The 15,316-nt window shown below is 65.8% G+C and carries 17 protein-coding genes; 8 read left to right on the forward strand and 9 right to left on the reverse strand.

Translation table 11 applies throughout. The features are described 5' to 3' along the window. Window positions 1–8: 8 nt before the first annotated feature. Genes BMW51_RS02085 through BMW51_RS16310 form a run of 3 tightly spaced genes read right to left on the reverse strand, consistent with a single transcriptional unit; the run spans window position 9 to window position 2,831 of the window. The gene (locus tag BMW51_RS02085; protein WP_093002850.1) at window positions 9–935 is read right to left on the reverse strand and encodes a tyrosine recombinase; all 927 of its coding nucleotides are present in this window, start codon (window positions 933–935) and stop codon (window positions 9–11) included. Further along, the gene (locus BMW51_RS02090) at window positions 932–2,707 is read right to left on the reverse strand and encodes a hypothetical protein (RefSeq protein WP_093002852.1); all 1,776 of its coding nucleotides are present in this window, start codon (window positions 2,705–2,707) and stop codon (window positions 932–934) included. Before BMW51_RS02090 ends, BMW51_RS02085 begins: the two co-directional genes overlap by 4 nt. Beyond that, entirely contained in the window at window positions 2,697–2,831 is a 135-nt protein-coding gene (locus BMW51_RS16310) for a hypothetical protein (protein WP_281243226.1), read from the reverse strand. Before BMW51_RS16310 ends, BMW51_RS02090 begins: the two co-directional genes overlap by 11 nt. Window positions 2,832–2,917: 86 nt before the next feature. Here BMW51_RS16310 and BMW51_RS02095 point away from each other — a divergent pair, with 86 nt between their 5' ends. The 3 genes from BMW51_RS02095 to BMW51_RS02105 all read left to right on the forward strand — a co-directional run bounded on the left by BMW51_RS02095 (window position 2,918) and on the right by BMW51_RS02105 (window position 5,443). Then, complete coding sequence (locus BMW51_RS02095; RefSeq protein ID WP_093002854.1) at window positions 2,918–3,457, forward strand: shikimate kinase; 540 nt, start codon at window positions 2,918–2,920, stop codon at window positions 3,455–3,457. Then, a complete protein-coding gene (gene aroB, locus BMW51_RS02100) occupies window positions 3,454–4,554 on the forward strand; it encodes a 3-dehydroquinate synthase (protein WP_093002856.1) in 1,101 nt (366 codons plus the stop codon). Before BMW51_RS02095 ends, aroB begins: the two co-directional genes overlap by 4 nt. A gap of 67 nt (window positions 4,555–4,621) precedes the next feature. Then, a complete protein-coding gene (locus BMW51_RS02105) occupies window positions 4,622–5,443 on the forward strand; it encodes an alpha/beta fold hydrolase (protein ID WP_093002858.1) in 822 nt (273 codons plus the stop codon). Between the two features lie 36 nt (window positions 5,444–5,479). On the opposite strand, the gene BMW51_RS02110 is transcribed toward BMW51_RS02105, so the two are convergent. Both BMW51_RS02110 and eno read right to left on the reverse strand, forming a co-directional pair. After that, window positions 5,480–5,722, reverse strand: a complete 243-nt coding sequence (locus tag BMW51_RS02110) for an FtsB family cell division protein (RefSeq protein WP_093003804.1) — start codon at window positions 5,720–5,722, stop codon at window positions 5,480–5,482. 115 nt (window positions 5,723–5,837) lie between these two features. Next, window positions 5,838–7,118, reverse strand: a complete 1,281-nt coding sequence (gene eno / locus BMW51_RS02115; protein WP_093002860.1) for a phosphopyruvate hydratase — start codon at window positions 7,116–7,118, stop codon at window positions 5,838–5,840. Window positions 7,119–7,234: 116 nt separating this feature from the next. Between eno and BMW51_RS02120 the strand changes: the two genes are divergently transcribed. From BMW51_RS02120 to BMW51_RS02140, 5 genes are read left to right on the forward strand one after another with little or no spacing between them, the layout of a single operon-like run. After that, window positions 7,235–7,783 (forward strand): hypothetical protein, encoded by a 549-nt coding sequence (locus BMW51_RS02120; protein WP_093002862.1) that lies wholly within the window; start codon window positions 7,235–7,237, stop codon window positions 7,781–7,783. A gap of 4 nt (window positions 7,784–7,787) precedes the next feature. Beyond that, entirely contained in the window at window positions 7,788–8,171 is a 384-nt protein-coding gene (locus BMW51_RS02125; protein ID WP_093003806.1) for a phage holin family protein, read from the forward strand. Further along, window positions 8,168–8,488, forward strand: coding sequence for a DUF3618 domain-containing protein (locus BMW51_RS02130; RefSeq protein ID WP_093002864.1), 321 nt, complete (start codon window positions 8,168–8,170; stop codon window positions 8,486–8,488). Before BMW51_RS02125 ends, BMW51_RS02130 begins: the two co-directional genes overlap by 4 nt. A gap of 32 nt (window positions 8,489–8,520) precedes the next feature. Then, window positions 8,521–8,982, forward strand: coding sequence for a hypothetical protein (locus BMW51_RS02135; RefSeq protein WP_093002866.1), 462 nt, complete (start codon window positions 8,521–8,523; stop codon window positions 8,980–8,982). Between the two features lie 54 nt (window positions 8,983–9,036). After that, on the forward strand, window positions 9,037–9,261 hold the full coding sequence (locus BMW51_RS02140; protein WP_093002868.1) for a DUF4170 domain-containing protein: 225 nt from the start codon (window positions 9,037–9,039) through the stop codon (window positions 9,259–9,261). A gap of 216 nt (window positions 9,262–9,477) precedes the next feature. Here the strand turns inward: BMW51_RS02140 and greA are convergent, their stop codons facing one another. From greA to carA, 4 genes are all read right to left on the reverse strand, one after another. Beyond that, window positions 9,478–9,954 carry a transcription elongation factor GreA gene (greA, locus tag BMW51_RS02145; RefSeq protein WP_019516980.1) on the reverse strand — a complete coding sequence of 159 codons (477 nt, stop codon included), beginning with the start codon at window positions 9,952–9,954 and terminating at the stop codon, window positions 9,478–9,480. A gap of 75 nt (window positions 9,955–10,029) precedes the next feature. After that, the gene (gene carB, locus BMW51_RS02150) at window positions 10,030–13,395 is read right to left on the reverse strand and encodes a carbamoyl-phosphate synthase large subunit (RefSeq protein ID WP_093002870.1); all 3,366 of its coding nucleotides are present in this window, start codon (window positions 13,393–13,395) and stop codon (window positions 10,030–10,032) included. A gap of 1 nt (window position 13,396) precedes the next feature. After that, window positions 13,397–14,095 (reverse strand): hypothetical protein, encoded by a 699-nt coding sequence (locus BMW51_RS15810; RefSeq protein WP_143051778.1) that lies wholly within the window; start codon window positions 14,093–14,095, stop codon window positions 13,397–13,399. Next, a complete protein-coding gene (carA, locus tag BMW51_RS02155) occupies window positions 14,092–15,282 on the reverse strand; it encodes a glutamine-hydrolyzing carbamoyl-phosphate synthase small subunit (RefSeq protein ID WP_093002872.1) in 1,191 nt (396 codons plus the stop codon). The genes BMW51_RS15810 and carA overlap by 4 nt, the downstream gene beginning before the upstream one ends. Window positions 15,283–15,316 lie beyond the last annotated feature (34 nt).

Consider the following 15,316-nt stretch of genomic DNA (forward strand, 5'->3'; position numbering starts at 1 on the left):
GCGCGCGGTTAGGACGCGCGCGCGCCAGCGTCAACGAGTGCCTCGCGCAGCGGATGACGCTCGTTCACCAGCTCGACCAGCCGACGCCGGTCGACATGGGTGTAGATTTCAGTCGTGGCGATGTCCGCGTGCCCCAGCATGGATTGCAAGGCGCGCAAGTCGGCGCCGCCTTCGAGCAGATGCGTGGCGAAGGCGTGACGCAGTACGTGCGGGCTGATGCGATCGGGCGCGATCCCCGCCTCCGCCGCTACGGCGCGGATGATCTGGAACAGTCGCACGCGCGAGAGGTGCGTCTTTCCCGAGGGAAAAAGGAACGCTTGATCGACCCGCACTTGCACCCGCCAAGCGGCGACCGCGGCGCGGGCACGACCGGACAGCGGCACCAAGCGCTCGCGCCCACCCTTGCCACGGAGGATCAGAAACGGTTTGTCCGTCCGCACCGCTCCGCGCGGCAGGCCGACCAACTCGCTCGCGCGCAGGCCGGAGCCGTAGAGCAGTTCGAGCAGCGCCGACAGCCGCAGGTCGGGTGCGAGCGGCGGATCGCGCCTAAGCCGTTCGGCGACAACCGCGAACAGCCGGTCGACATCATCGCGCGACAGCGTGCGTGGCAACCCGCGTTCGGTCCCCGGCCGGGGAAGCGCGGGCGAGGGATCGTCGCCGCGGTCACCCTCTTCGACCAGGAAACCGTAGAAGCGCCGGAGTGCCGCGGCCTTGCGCGCCACGGTAGCGCGAGACAGATCGCGCCAGTTCGCTGCCAATTGCTCCAACTCCGGAGCCTGCGCGGCCGCGAGTTTGCCGCCCAGCAGCTCGGACGCGAGCCGCAGGTCGGTGCGGTACGCGGCCAGCGTGTTGCGAGCCGCGCCGGCCTGCGCCGCCATCATCTCCACAAAGCGATCGATCGCGTCGCGATCGCTGACGGATGGGGCTTGCGTCACAAGCGCGTCAGCGCCTCGACCGCAATCATCCGCGCCTCGCCCGTCAGCCCCACGGCGCGCAATGCGCCGACGATCCGGTACAAGGCCGCGGGGGGAACGCCTGCCCAGTCGTTCGTCTGCATGCCGACTGCACACAGGAGCACGACAGTGCCGGCCTGACCCTCTGCCGCGGCGCGGTCGAGCGCGCGCGTCCAGGCGTTCGCCGCGCCGATGCGCACGTCGAGCGACTGCGCCGTTCCCTCGACATCGCTTGCGCCGATGCGGCCAAGCCCTGCCATGCTCGCGAAGAACAGTTGCTTCTTGCGTTGCGCGTTCGCGCCCGTCGGCGCGTAATCGTCGACGCTGCCCCACCCGCTGCCCGAGCGGTCCGGATCGGCGATGTGCAGCATTGCCCAGGCATCGCTGCCGGCGGGCACGTGCCCCTGCCAGCGCATCGCGGTGCGATCGAGACCGGCCGACAGCATCGACGCGATCAACTGGTTCGTCTGCTCGACACCGGCGAAGACGGTCAGACGCCCCGCCGCGCGCGCCGTCAGGATCAGCCGGGCGTAGCGCAGGTCGGGCGTGTCGCCGCCGTTCCACAACGCCGTCATCGCCTTCAACCGGGTGGCGCGGTCGCTGCCGACATAAGCGTCCTGCAGATCGTTCGCGGTTTGCGCCAGCGCGGCCGGCGCTTCCTCCAGCTCGCGTGAGGCGGCGAACAGGTCGACTAAGGCGGCATTGGAGAGGATGCCCATCGACGCCGCGCGCTCCGCCGGCACTGCCCGGTCGGCGAGCGGGATTGCGGGGGCGAGCGCGCGCCACCCGGTGACCTGCGGCCCGACCGTCTCGTACAGTGCGTCGGGTACGGCGACGCCGGTCGCGGTCGCCAAGCCCCAGCGCCACGCGGTCAGCTGCGATACCGGGTCCCACTCGATCGTGATCGCCTGCCCGCTGTTGGCGCCTGCGCCGATCACCTTCTGTGCCAGTTGCAGGTCGACGCCGCTTGCGATGCGGCGCCGGCGCAGCTTCTGGACGAGCGGTCGCGTCGGTTCACCCGTCAACCCCGCGCACATCGCCTGCGCGGCGATCCAGCCCGGCTCGCTCTCCGCCACGCGCGGGAACTGCGCCAGCGTACACAGCCCCGCGGGGTCGGCTATCGCGAGTGCCGCCTGCATCCACATCTGCGCGAGTTTGGGCGTGACGTTGCCGGGGTCGACCGATTGCGCCACCGCGCGTGCCGCGACGGCCTCCCCCATGCGCAGTAGCAGCCACGCGCGCTCGGCGGCGAAATCGGCGCCGTTCACCCGTGCCGGCGTGTTCAGCCGCGAGGCGAGCAGCCGACGCAGCGTGATCGACATCCAGCGCGACGGCAGCGGCGCAGAGAGGCGCCGCATCAAAACTTCGAGATAACGTCCATCGGCGCGACCGAACGCATCGGCACTCACCCCACCCTCGCCCGCTGCTACCGGGCCGACCTGGGCGAGCGACCGGCGCGCGAAGGCGGGCATTTCGTAGAGCGCGAGTTGCGCCGCATCCGGTGTCGGCGACGGCGTGGGCGTCGGCGTGGGCAGCACCAGCGGCGGCAATGCCGGCAACGCGGCGGCGGTGCTGACCGGACTCGGCGTCGTTCCGCCGTCTCCAGTGCTGCCCTGTGTCGGCGTCGGCGCAGGCGCGGGGGCCGGTGTCTGCCCGAAACCGGGGGGCAGCAGCGACTCCGGCCGCTCCTGCGCGAGCGCGGTCGCCGCGACCGCTGCCGCCGCGACCCCGATCAGCAGGTGCTTAATTGGCAAGGTTGCCGAGCTCGACCGGCTTCTCGATCTGCGTCACCGGCCGCTCGGTCGCGCGCCCGGCGAAGAAGAACAGAGCACCCACGACCAGGACGATCAGCACCACGAACGAGACGATGAAACGCATATCCGGACCTTAAACATGAACGGGTGACCTCACCGGGCGCTAGGTCTGGCGTCGGTGTCGAAGTGCGCTGTATAGCCCGCCGCGTCATGTTGCATAGCCCGCCCGTGATCCCCGCCTGGACGGGGCGACCGATCGTTCTGGTCGGGTTGATGGGCGTCGGCAAATCGACCGTCGGCCGGCGACTCGCCAATCGGCTGAAGCTGCCCTTCGTCGACGCCGATCACGAGATCGAGGACGCGGCGGGCATGACGATCGCCGACATCTTCGACCGGTTCGGCGAAGCGTATTTTCGCGATGGTGAGCGCCGCGTGATCGCGCGGCTGATCGACGGCAAACCCAAGGTTATCGCGACCGGCGGCGGTGCGTTCATCAACGATCAGACCCGCGCGCTGATCCTGGCCGATGCGCTGTCGATCTGGCTCGATGCACCTGTCGATGTGCTGGTCGATCGCGTGCGCCGTCGCGATACGCGGCCGCTGCTGCGCGGGCGTGACGCGGGCGCCGTGCTGCGCGACCTCGCCGCCAAGCGGACCCCATTCTACAGCCTCGCGCACCTGCGCGTCGCGAGTGCAGATGCGCCGCACGAGAATACAGTGCGCGCGATCCTGGAGGCGATCGGTCGATGAAGGTGGTGCCCGTCGCGCTCGGTGCGCGCAGTTACGAGGTCAGGATCGCGAGCGGACTGCTCGCGCGGGCGGGCGACGAACTCGCCCCGCTGGTGGGCACGCGACCGGTGGTGATCGTTGCGGACGAGTGTGTGGCGCCGCATCTGGCCACGCTCGAACGCTCGCTCGCATCGGCCGGCGTGACCGCGCGTGCGATCGTGCTTCCCTCGGGTGAGGGCACGAAAAGCTGGGCCGTGCTCGAACGTTTGTGCGACGCGTTGCTCGACCACGGTGTCGAGCGGCAGGACCACGTGATCGCGCTGGGCGGCGGGGTGATCGGCGACCTGGTCGGGTTCGCCACCGCGATCCTGAAGCGCGGCTGCCGCTTCATACAGTTACCCACCACCTTGCTGGCGCAGGTCGACAGTTCGGTCGGGGGCAAGACCGGCATCAACGCGCGCGCGGGCAAGAATTTGATCGGCTCATTTCACCAACCGGCAGTCGTCCTGATCGACCCCGACGTGCTCGATACCCTGCCCGCACGGCAGGTTCGCGCCGGCTATGCCGAGGTGGTCAAATACGGGCTGATCGACGACGCCGACTTTTTCGGCTGGTGCGAGGCGAACGGTGCTGCGCTGCTCGCCGGCGATCCTGCGGCGCGCGCCTACGCGATCGCGCACGCGGTCGCGGCCAAGGCGCGGATCGTGGGTGAAGACGAGTTCGAGACGACCGGCCGTCGCGCGCTCCTGAACCTGGGCCATACGTTCGGCCACGCGCTCGAGGCAGAGGCAGGGTTCAGCGACCGCCTGCTACACGGCGAGGCGGTTGCGGCCGGATGTGGGCTCGCCTTCGATTATTCGGCGGCGGTCGGGCTGTGTGCCCGCACGGACGCCGAACGCGTTAAGGCGCACTGGCGCGAGGGCGGGTTGCCCGACGGGCTTTCTGCATCGGGCATCACCGCGCCAGCCGCACGGCTCGTCGATCATATGCGCCACGACAAGAAGATGGCGGCCGGCACGCTCCCTTTCCTCCTCGCGCGCGGGATCGGGCAGGCGTTCCTCGACAAGACCGTCACGCTCGAGCGGGTAGAGCAGTTCCTGAACGACGAGGCGCGGTGAGAGCCGCAGGAACAGCGGAGCCGGCGCCACGTTGATTGCGCGCAACAACGGGCTGGAGCTATCCCGCATGCCTTACGTCAAAACGCGCGACGGTACCGACATTTACGTCAAAGATTGGGGTTCCGGTCGCCCGGTCGTGCTAATCCACGGCTGGCCGCTGTCGTCGGACAGCTGGGACCCGCAGATGATGGCGCTCGCTGACGCCGGTTTCCGCGTCATCGCCTACGACCGCCGCGGCTTCGGACGCTCGGGACAGCCGTGGTCGGGTTACGACTATGACACGCTGGCCGATGATCTGGCCGACGTGATGAAGGCGACCGGCGCCGACAGCGACGCGAGCATCGTCGGTTTCTCGATGGGTGGCGGCGAGGTCGCGCGCTACATGAGCCGGCATGAGGGCCGCGGCGTCGTCTCGGCCGGGCTGATCTCGTCGGTCGTGCCGTACATGCTCAAGACCGACGACAATCCCGACGGCACGCCCGCGGAAAAGCTGCAGGAGATCGCCGACGGCATCAAGAAGGACCGACCCGCCTTCTTCCAGTCGTTCTTCAAGGACTTCTTCGGCGAAGGCTATCTCACCAGCCCGGTCAGCAGTGCGACGATCGACTGGGCGTGGCGCCTGGCTATGCAGGCTGGGTTGAAGCCGACGCTCGCCTGCGCCGAGAGTTTCGGCCACACCGACTTCCGCCCGGATTTGCCCGCATTTCGCGTCCCCACGCTGGTGCTGCATGGCACGTCGGACAAGACAGTACCGATCGATGCTGCGGGTCGTGCTGCAGCGGCAGGCATCGCAAACAGTCAGCTGGTCGAATATGACGGCGCACCGCACGGCTTGTTCGCGACCGAGGGCGATAGGCTGACGCAGGATCTGCTGACCTTCCTGCGCTAACGAATAAAAGGCGGGGCCGCTCGATGCGGCTCCGCATCATTTCAGCGGAACGATCACCTCGTCCGGATGCGCGACGTTCAATTCCTTGCGCACCAGTTCGTCGACGAGATCGGGATTGGCGTGGCGCGGATCGAGCAGCGCGACGCGATTGCGCAACATCGTCCGCCGCTTATCGAGTTGCCGGTACTGCCGCTCACGCACCGCAATCTGCTGCTTGTAGTCACCAAGTGCGAAGATGCCGTTCGACCCCGTGAAGGCATAGGCGCCGAAGAATGCCATGACCGACAGGGCCGCGGCCGGCACTGCCGCACGGCGGAGAAGAACGAGCGGAGGGGTCGGCTTGCGGCGCATCGCGCGAAAGAATCGCGCAGATGCGCCCCGTTTGCAAGACGGCTCAGCGCGTGCGGAGCACGTCGCGCCCCGCGTAGTGCGCGACCTTGTCCAGTTCTTCCTCGATCCGAATCAGCTGGTTGTACTTGGCGAGCCGGTCCGAGCGCGCCAGGCTGCCCGTCTTGATCTGCCCACAATTGGTTGCAACCGCCAGATCGGCGATCGTCGCGTCCTCGGTCTCGCCCGAGCGGTGGCTCATCACCGCGGTGTAGCCGGCACGCTCGGCAATGCGGATCGCTTCCAGCGTTTCCGACAGCGTCCCGATCTGGTTTACCTTGACCAGCAGCGAGTTGGCGAGCCCGCGGCTGATCCCGTCGCGCAGCCGCTTCGGGTTGGTCACGAACAGGTCGTCGCCGACGAGCTGGACCTTGCCCCCGACCGCGTCGGTCAGCGCCTTCCAACCCTCGAAATCGTCCTCGGCCATGCCGTCCTCGATCGACAAAATCGGGTAGCGCGCGACGAGATCGGCGAGATATTCGGCCATTGCGCCGGGTTCGAGCGTCAAATTCTCACCCGAGATGACGTACTTGCCATCCTTGAAGAACTCGGTCGCGGCGCAATCGAGCGCCAGCATCACATCGTCCCCCGGCGTGTAGCCCGCCTTCTCGATACTCGACATGATGAAGTCGAGCGCGTCCGTCGTGCTGGCGAGATTGGGCGCGAAGCCGCCCTCGTCGCCCACCGCGGTCGCCAGGCCCTTGTCGTGCAGGCCCTTCTTCAACGTGTGGAAGATTTCCGACCCGCAGCGCACCGCTTCGCTGAGCGACGGCGCGCCGACCGGCATGATCATGAATTCCTGAAAGTCGATCGGATTGTCGGCGTGTTCGCCACCATTGATGATGTTCATCATCGGCACCGGCAGCACGTGCGCCGCGACGCCGCCGACGTAGCGGTAGAGCGGCAGGCCGCGCGCGTCCGCCGCGGCCTTCGCGACCGCCAGACTGACGCCCAGGATCGCGTTGGCGCCAAGCCGCCCCTTGTTATCGCTGCCGTCGAGCGCGATCATCGCGTGGTCAATCTCGAGCTGATCCTCGGCGTCCATGCCGACGATTTCGCCCGCGATCTCCTCGTTCACCGCGGTGACCGCCTGATCGACTCCCTTGCCGCCCCATTTCGCCTTGTCGCCGTCACGCCGCTCGACCGCCTCATGCGCGCCGGTCGACGCGCCCGAGGGGACGGCGGCGCGGCCGAAGCTGCCGTCCTCCAGCAACACATCGACCTCCACCGTCGGATTGCCGCGGCTGTCCACGATCTGGCGTGCGTGAATGTCGATGATTGCGGTCACGTAACGATCCCCTTAGCTGTTCGGGCAAAGCAATGTCGTGGGCGGCTGTAGCGAGCGGCGGGTGATGCCGCAACGCGAGGGAACCGGCGGCGACGCACGGGGTTCACGACGAAACCATGAAGGACATGATTACGATGGCCGACCCGACCGATCGCAACGATTTGGCCCCGATGACCAGCGGCGACACGGAGACAGCGAGCGGCAGCGCATCGTTCCGGCAGTCGGCACCGCTGAAGAACGCAGGCTCTAACAGCACGTCAGGCACTGCTGACACACTGTCGTCCAAGGCAAGCGAGGCAGGCGAGACGATCAAGCAGGGCGCATCCGACCTGCGCGGTCAGGCAACCGACCGCGTGCGCCTCTTCGCAGAGGACGGCAAGTCCAAGGCAACCGACGCGCTCGGCCAGCTGACACAAATTCTCAACGACGCCGCGGCGCAGGTCGATGACAAGCTCGGCAAGCAATATGGCCAATATGCCCGCAGCGCTGCCGATCAGGTGCAGGCGTTCGGCACCAAATTGGACGACACGACGGTCGACGAAATCTTCGACGAAGCGCGCGAGCTGGTGAAGAAGAGCCCGGGTGTTGCCGTCGGAATTGCGGCCGCGGTCGGCTTCGTTGTGGCGCGCCTCGTCTCCGCCGGTGTCGAGCAGCGCGGCGCCTGACGCGATGAGTGACCCGAGCAACGTCACGCCGATCAGGCGCGCGGCTGAGGCAGTTCGCGACCGAGTGACGCCGGAGCCCGGCCTGACCGATCTGGTATCTCGACTGACCGGAGACGCGAAGGACCTGGCGCGCGCCGAGTTCGACTTGCAGAAGGCGAAGGTCGGTGAGGCGGTCGGACGATACAAGAACGCCATCATCTTCTTCGCGGTCGCGGCCGTGCTCGCGCTCGCCGGACTGATTGCGCTACTCGTCGGCGCGATCGAGACCCTGGCAACGCTGATCGGCCCCGGTCTGGCCACATTGATAGTGGTTGGCGGCACATTGCTGATCGCCGCGATCCTAGGCATCATCGGCAAGCATCGCCTCTCACCCAAGGCTGACGCGTGAGCACGCCTGCCGACGTTGCCGCTGCTGAGGCGCGTGCCGCCGAGGCACGAGCGCGGCTGAACGGAACGGTGGAGCAATTGCAGGGGCAGCTTGCGCCGCGCAAGCTCGCTCGCACCGCAGCCGACAGCGTGAGCGAGGGTGCGCAGAGTGCAGCGCGCGCGTCGATCAAGACCGCGATGATGCACCCTGGTGCGGTGACCGGCGGCATCGCAGCCGTGGTTCTCTTCCTGTGCCGTAAGCCACTCGCCCGCGCGCTCGGCCTCGCCAAGCGCCCACCATCTCCGGCGAAACCGCCTCATCTCCGGCGCGTTCGCTGAAATACTTATCCGTTCGCGAAAGGAACGACGACATGACCGACCACAATCATGCGGACGACCACGGCAAACTCCGCGACAGCCTCGACTCCGCCAAATCCGCCGTGACCGATGCTGTCGAAACGACGCGGGAGAAGACGCGTGAATTCGCGCACCAGACCGCGCAGGCGGCCGAGACCAACCCGCTCGCGATCGTCGCTGGCGGTATCGCGCTCGGCGCGCTCGTTGGTGCGATCGTACCGCGCAGCGCGAAGGAGAAGGAACTGCTCGCCCCCGTAGGCAAGCGGCTCGGCGCGACTGCCGTTGCAGCGTTCGCGGCAGCGCGCGACAGCGGGAAGAGCGAGCTTCAGAACATTGGCTTTACCAAGGGTGCCGCGAAGGATCAGGTGAAAACGCTGCTCCAGAACGTCGCCGGTGCGGCGGCGACGGCCGGCAAGGCGGCAGCCTCGGCCGGGAAGCAGGAGCTTCGCCACGCCGACGATCAACCGGCTGCGTAGACGAGCGCAGCCTGACCCTTCACCTATCCCGCCGACGACGCTAGAGGAGCCCGCATGAGCAAGCTTCATCTCGTTTTCGGCGGGCGCGTGAGCGACCCGCGCACGCTGGAATTCAATGATCTCAAATCGATCGACGTCGTTGGCGTCTTTCCCGACTATGCCAGTGCAGAGAAGGCATGGCGCGGAGCTGCGCAGCGTACCGTCGACGACGCCGAGATGAAGTATGTCGTGGTGCATCTGCACCGCTTGCTCGAGCCGTCGCTTACGTCTGAGGCGTGATATTGAGGCGACGTTGTCGCGGTGTCGGCAACGTTGCTTACCATAGCGTCAGAGAGAATAGCTGAACTCGCGCGTTTGTCTTGCGCTCGCTGACTTTATCCGCCGTCGTGCCGACCAGCAGGTCGGCACGGAGAATACAGGCGCCACCTGCCGCAACTCCGCGCAGAGACGCTCACCTATCCCACTGCTGCGCGCTGTTCGCGCCAGCAACCGGGTTCAGATAAATTCGATCTTCGACACCAGATAATAGCGGTCGCCCGACGGCACTGTCACCTCGACTTCGTCGTCCACGCTGCGGCCGATCAACGCGCGACCGAGCGGCGAATTGTAGCTGATTCGACCACCCTTCGCATCCGCCTCGGTCTGGCCAACAATCTGATAACGGATCGGCTTGTCATCCTCGTCGAGCAGCGTCACCGTCGCGCCGAACACGATCTTGTCGCCCGACAGGTCGCGCGGATCGATGATCTGCGCGCGGCTGAGCTTGTCCTCGATGTCGGCGATCGATGCCTCGATCTGTCCCTGACGCTCCTTCGCAGCGTGGTACTCGGCGTTCTCCGACAGGTCGCCGTGCGCGCGCGCTTCCTCGATCGCGTCGACGATCTGCGGGCGCTCGGTTTTCAGACGCTTCAAATCCGCATTCAGCTTCTCATAGCCTTCCTGCAGCATCGGCATCTTTTCAACGGTCGCCATGCATCACTTCCTTCAAACGCCCCCGAGCGGCCCTCCCTGCAAGGCCGCACGCACGATCAACTGTATGTCCGAGGTTCAGTTGTGCGATTGCGAATAATAGGATTGCAGCGGGCGCACTTCAAGCGCGCGACGTGCGGCGGCTTGTTGCCCGGCGACGGCACTCGCCGCTATCGCCTTCGCGGCCTCGACACTAGCAGACGCGGTCGTGAAATAGGGAATGCGTCCCGCAACCGCGCTTGCGCGGATCGGCTGCGAGTCCTTGAGGCTCTGCCATCCCTCGGTCGTGTTGAAGATCAGCGCGATGCCCCCGTCCTTGATGCGGTCGACGATATGCGGCCGTCCCTGCGCAACCTTGTTGACCAGTTCGACCAGCAATCCGGCTCGCGACAGGTAATCGGCGGTTCCGCCGGTCGCGACGATCGTGAAGCCCGCCTCCACCAACTGCTTCGCCGCGGGCACGATCAAGGGCTTGTCGCTGTCCTTGACGCTGACGAACACCGCGCCGCTATCCGGCAGCACGGTGCCAGCCCCCAGTTGCGCCTTCGCGAACGCGGTCGTGAAATCGCGATCAATTCCCATCACTTCGCCGGTGGACTTCATCTCCGGGCTTAGGACGGGGTCGATGCCCGGAAAGCGGTTGAACGGGAACACGGCTTCCTTGACCGCGACATAGTCGATGCGGCGATCGATCGGCGGCAGGTCGCGCAGCTTCTCGCCCGCCATCACGCGTGCCGCGATCTTCGCGATCGGCGCGCCGATCGCCTTGGCGACGAACGGCACCGTGCGGCTGGCGCGCGGGTTGACCTCGATGAGGTAAACCTGGCCGTCCTTGACCGCGAACTGGATGTTCATGAGGCCAACGACGCCCAGACCGCGCGCCAGCGCCTCGGTCTGCCGCTCTATCTCGGCGATGATCTCGTCGCCCAGGCTGTACGGCGGGATCGAGCAGGCGCTGTCGCCCGAGTGGACGCCCGCTTCCTCAATGTGCTGCAGCACGCCCGCGACGACCACGTCATCACCGTCGCAGATCGCGTCGACATCGACCTCGACCGCGTCGCGCAAATACTGGTCGATCAGGACGGGCGAGTCACCCGACACCTGCACCGCGGTCTGGATGTAATCGTCGAGCTGCTGATCGCTGTCGACGATCTCCATCGCGCGTCCGCCCAGCACGTAGCTCGGCCGCATCAGCACCGGGTAACCGATGCGGTGCGCGACCGCGATCGCCTCGTCACGGCTGCGCGCGATACCGTTCGAGGGTTGCGACAGCTTGAGCTTGTTGACGAGTGCCGCAAAGCGCTCGCGGTCCTCCGCCAGATCGATCGCGTCGGGTGCGGTGCCCAAAATTGGGATGCCAGCCGCCTCAAGCGCGCGCGCGAGGTTGAGCGGCGTCTGCCCGCCGAACTGCACGATCACGCCGAGAAGTTGCCCACGCGACTGCTCGACGTGGAGGATCTCCAGCACGTCCTCGGCGGTCAGCGGCTCGAAATAGAGCCGGTCGGAGGTGTCATAGTCGGTGCTGACCGTTTCCGGGTTGCAGTTGACCATGATCGTCTCGAACCCGGCGTCGGCGAGTGCGAAGCACGCGTGGCAGCAGCAGTAATCAAACTCGATCCCCTGCCCGATCCGGTTGGGTCCGCCGCCCAGAATGACGATCTTGCGGCGGTCGGACGGCATCGCCTCGTTCTCGGGCTCGCCGAACGACGGCGCCTCGTAGGTCGAGTACATGTACGGCGTCTTGGCATCGAACTCCGCCGCGCAGGTGTCGATCCGCTTGAACACCGGACGCACGCCCAGCTTGACGCGGTGCGCGCGCACCTCGTCCTCGGTGACGCCGCCGGTCATCGCCTTGACCGCCTCGTGGATCAGGCCCGAACCGCGCGCGATCCCACGGCTCATCCCGCGCAGGTTCGCCGATTGCAGCGCCAGCCACGCCAGCCGCTTGTCGCTGAACCCCATCGATTTCAGCCGCCGCATACCCGCCGCATCGATCGGCAGGCCGTTCTCCATCACCTCGGCCTCGGCGGCGACGATCTCGGCGATACGCTCCAGGAACCACGGATCGTACTTCGCGATTGCGTGAACCTCGGCAACGGTGAAGCCTTCGCGCAGCGCCTGCGCCGCGACGAGCAGCCGGTCGGGCGTGGCAACGGCGAGCGCCGCCTCGATCTCCGCGCGCGGCGCACCGATCAGGTGATCGACATGGTTGAACCCCGACAATCCGGTTTCCAGTCCGCGCAACGCCTTCTGCATCGATTCATGGATGTTGCGGCCGATCGCCATCACCTCGCCGACCGACTTCATCGCGGTCGACAGCACGGGTTCGGCCCCCTTGAACTTCTCGAACGCGAAGCGCGGGATCTTGGTCACGACGTAATCGATCGTCGGCTCGAACGACGCAGGTGTCGCGCCGGTTATGTCGTTCTCGATCTCGTCGAGCGTGTAGCCGACCGCTAGCTTTGCCGCGACCTTCGCGATCGGGAAGCCCGTCGCCTTGGACGCGAGCGCAGACGATCGCGACACGCGCGGGTTCATCTCGATGACGATCAGGCGACCGTCCTTCGGATTGACCGCGAACTGGACGTTCGAGCCCCCCGTCTCAACGCCGATCTCGCGCAGCACCGCGATGCTGGCGTTGCGCATGATCTGATATTCCTTGTCGGTCAGCGTCAGCGCGGGTGCGACCGTGACCGAGTCGCCGGTGTGGACGCCCATCGGGTCGACGTTCTCGATCGAGCAGATGATGATGCAATTGTCCGCGCGGTCGCGGACCACCTCCATCTCATACTCTTTCCAGCCGAGCAGCGATTCCTCGATCAGCACCTCGGTCGTCGGCGAGGCGTCGAGCCCCTTGCGGACGATGTCGAGGAATTCCTCGCGGTTGTAGGCGACGCCGCCGCCGGTGCCGCCCAGCGTAAAGCTCGGGCGGATGATCGCGGGCAGACCTACCTTCTCTAGCCCTGCGAGCGCCTCGCCTTCGGTATGCGCAATCGCCGAGCGGGCGCTCTCCAGCCCGATCTTGTCCATCGCGTCGCGGAATTTTAGGCGGTCCTCCGCCTTGTCGATCGCGTCGGCGTCGGCACCGATCATCTGAACGCCGAACTTCTCGAACGTGCCGTCGCGGAACAGCGCGAGCGCGGTGTTGAGCGCGGTCTGCCCGCCCATCGTCGGCAGCACCGCGTCGGGGCGCTCCTTTTCGATGATGTGCGCAACAACCTCGGGCGTGATCGGCTCGACGTAGGTCGCGCCGTCGCTGCCGACCAGATCGGGGTCGGTCATGATCGTCGCCGGGTTCGAGTTGACCAGGACGATGCGATAGCCCTCCTCGCGCAATGCCTTGATCGCCTGCGTGCCCGAATAATCGAACTCGCACGCCTGACCGATGACGATCGGCCCCGCGCCAATGACGAGGATGGTAGAGATGTCGGTGCGTTTAGGCATGTTAGTTCGCCAAGAAGATTGCTATGATCGTCACAAATAATGACGCTATTCCCGCGATCGAATTCGCTCTGTTTAGAATTTCCCATATCAGATCAGCAGGTGGCTCAGGAGCCTCAGTCAAAGCCTTAGCCGCGTTTAGAAACGCTCGTGCCTGAGCCTTGTCCGCATTCGACAAATCTTGATCATCAAGGCGTGCCTCAACAGCACCAATCTCGTTAATCAGGGAAATTCGCTTATTTTCAGATAAAGAAACCGGAATACTAGGCTCGCGCTCCTCCAACTGTTCTGCATGAGTCGTATTATTTATCGCCTCTTGCGTATATCCAGCAAAGACATCAGGAAAAAGTCTTCCTCCTATCCTCCCGGCCGCAGATGCGATTGCATTAGTCTCCAAAGCTGTTTTACGAAAAGCCGGGTATCGCGAGTTTATATAGGTGTAATATTCGCCAGCAAAGCGTATCGTTTCAGAGTGAATGACCTTTGCCTTTGCGAGCTCTTCAAGCAATTGTTCTGTAAGTGGCCAAAAGCTATAATTTGATGGGATGTCGTATCCGTTCATTCCCTTCGTAAGAGCGTAGTGAACATCACTAACAACCTCACTCCGCTTTTTAGCTTCTCCGGAAATCTCCAACGACGAGACGTTCAGCAGTAATAGCGCCCGGATATACGGCGTCAGCTCATCAAATAATGTGAGGCTCACCGCAACGATCCCACAAACCGCTCGAAGAGATAGAAGCTATCCTGCGGCCCTGGGCTCGCCTCAGGGTGGTACTGCACCGAGAATGCCGGGCGATCGGTCAGCTCCAGCCCCGCGTTGCTGCCGTCGAACAGCGACACGTGCGTTTCTCGCGCATTCGCCGGCAGGCTGTCGCGTTCGACCGCGAAGCCGTGGTTCATGCTGGTGATCTCGACCTGCTCGGTCGCGCCGTCCGCGCCAACGCGCTTGACCGGGTGGTTGGCACCGCGGTGGCCCTGGAACATCTTGGTCGTGCGCGCGCCAACCGCGAGCGCGAGCAATTGGTGACCGAGGCAGATACCGAACAGCGGCTTGTTCGTCTCGAGCAGCTGGCGGATCACCGGCACGGCATATTCGCCGGTCGCGGCAGGGTCGCCGGGGCCGTTCGACAGGAAGATGCCGTTGGGCTGTAGCGCCATCACTTCGTCGAACGTCGCGGTCGCGGGCAGCACGCTTACCTTTGCGCCGGCGTGAACAAGATTGCGGAAGATGTTGTGCTTGCTGCCGTAATCGATTGCGACGACGTGCGGGCGCTCGTCGCCCTCCCCGCCACCATAGCCGAAGCCGAGCCGCCACGGCCCGCCCTCGCGCGTCTGGCCCCAGGCGTAGTGCGTCTCGGTCGAGACCGATTTCGCCAGGTCCATGCCCTCCAGCCCCGGCCACGCGCGCGCCATCTCCAGCAGCGCGTCGAGGTCGAACTCACCCGCCACCGAATGCGCGATGACGCCGTTGGGCGCGCCGCCAGCGCGGATACGCCTGGTCAGCGCGCGCGTGTCGATGCCCGATAGGCCGATGCGCGCGTGGCGGCGCATCCAACCGTCGAGGTTCTCGACCGCGCGGAAGTTCGACGGCGCGGTCACGTCCTCGCGCACGATCATGCCGAGCGCGTGCGGCGCATAGGCCTCGATATCGTCAGGGTTCGCGCCGACGTTGCCGATATGCGGGAAGGTGAAGGTGATGATCTGCCCGGCGAACGACGGGTCGGTCATGATCTCCTGATACCCGGTCATCGCGGTGTGAAAGCACACCTCGCCGACCGCCTGCCCTTCCGCGCCGAACCCGCGACCCCAGACGACCTCGCCCGAGGCGAGCACGAGGACGCCGGTCGCCCCTTCTGGTTTGGGCGCGTGCGAAGGCTTGGCGTCGGCCATGATCGGCGGGCACTCCTGGGTAAAAGTCTGCGAT

Source organism: Sphingomonas palmae, from assembly GCF_900109565.1.
In the GTDB taxonomy this organism is placed as follows: Bacteria; Pseudomonadota; Alphaproteobacteria; order Sphingomonadales; family Sphingomonadaceae; genus Sphingomonas; species Sphingomonas palmae.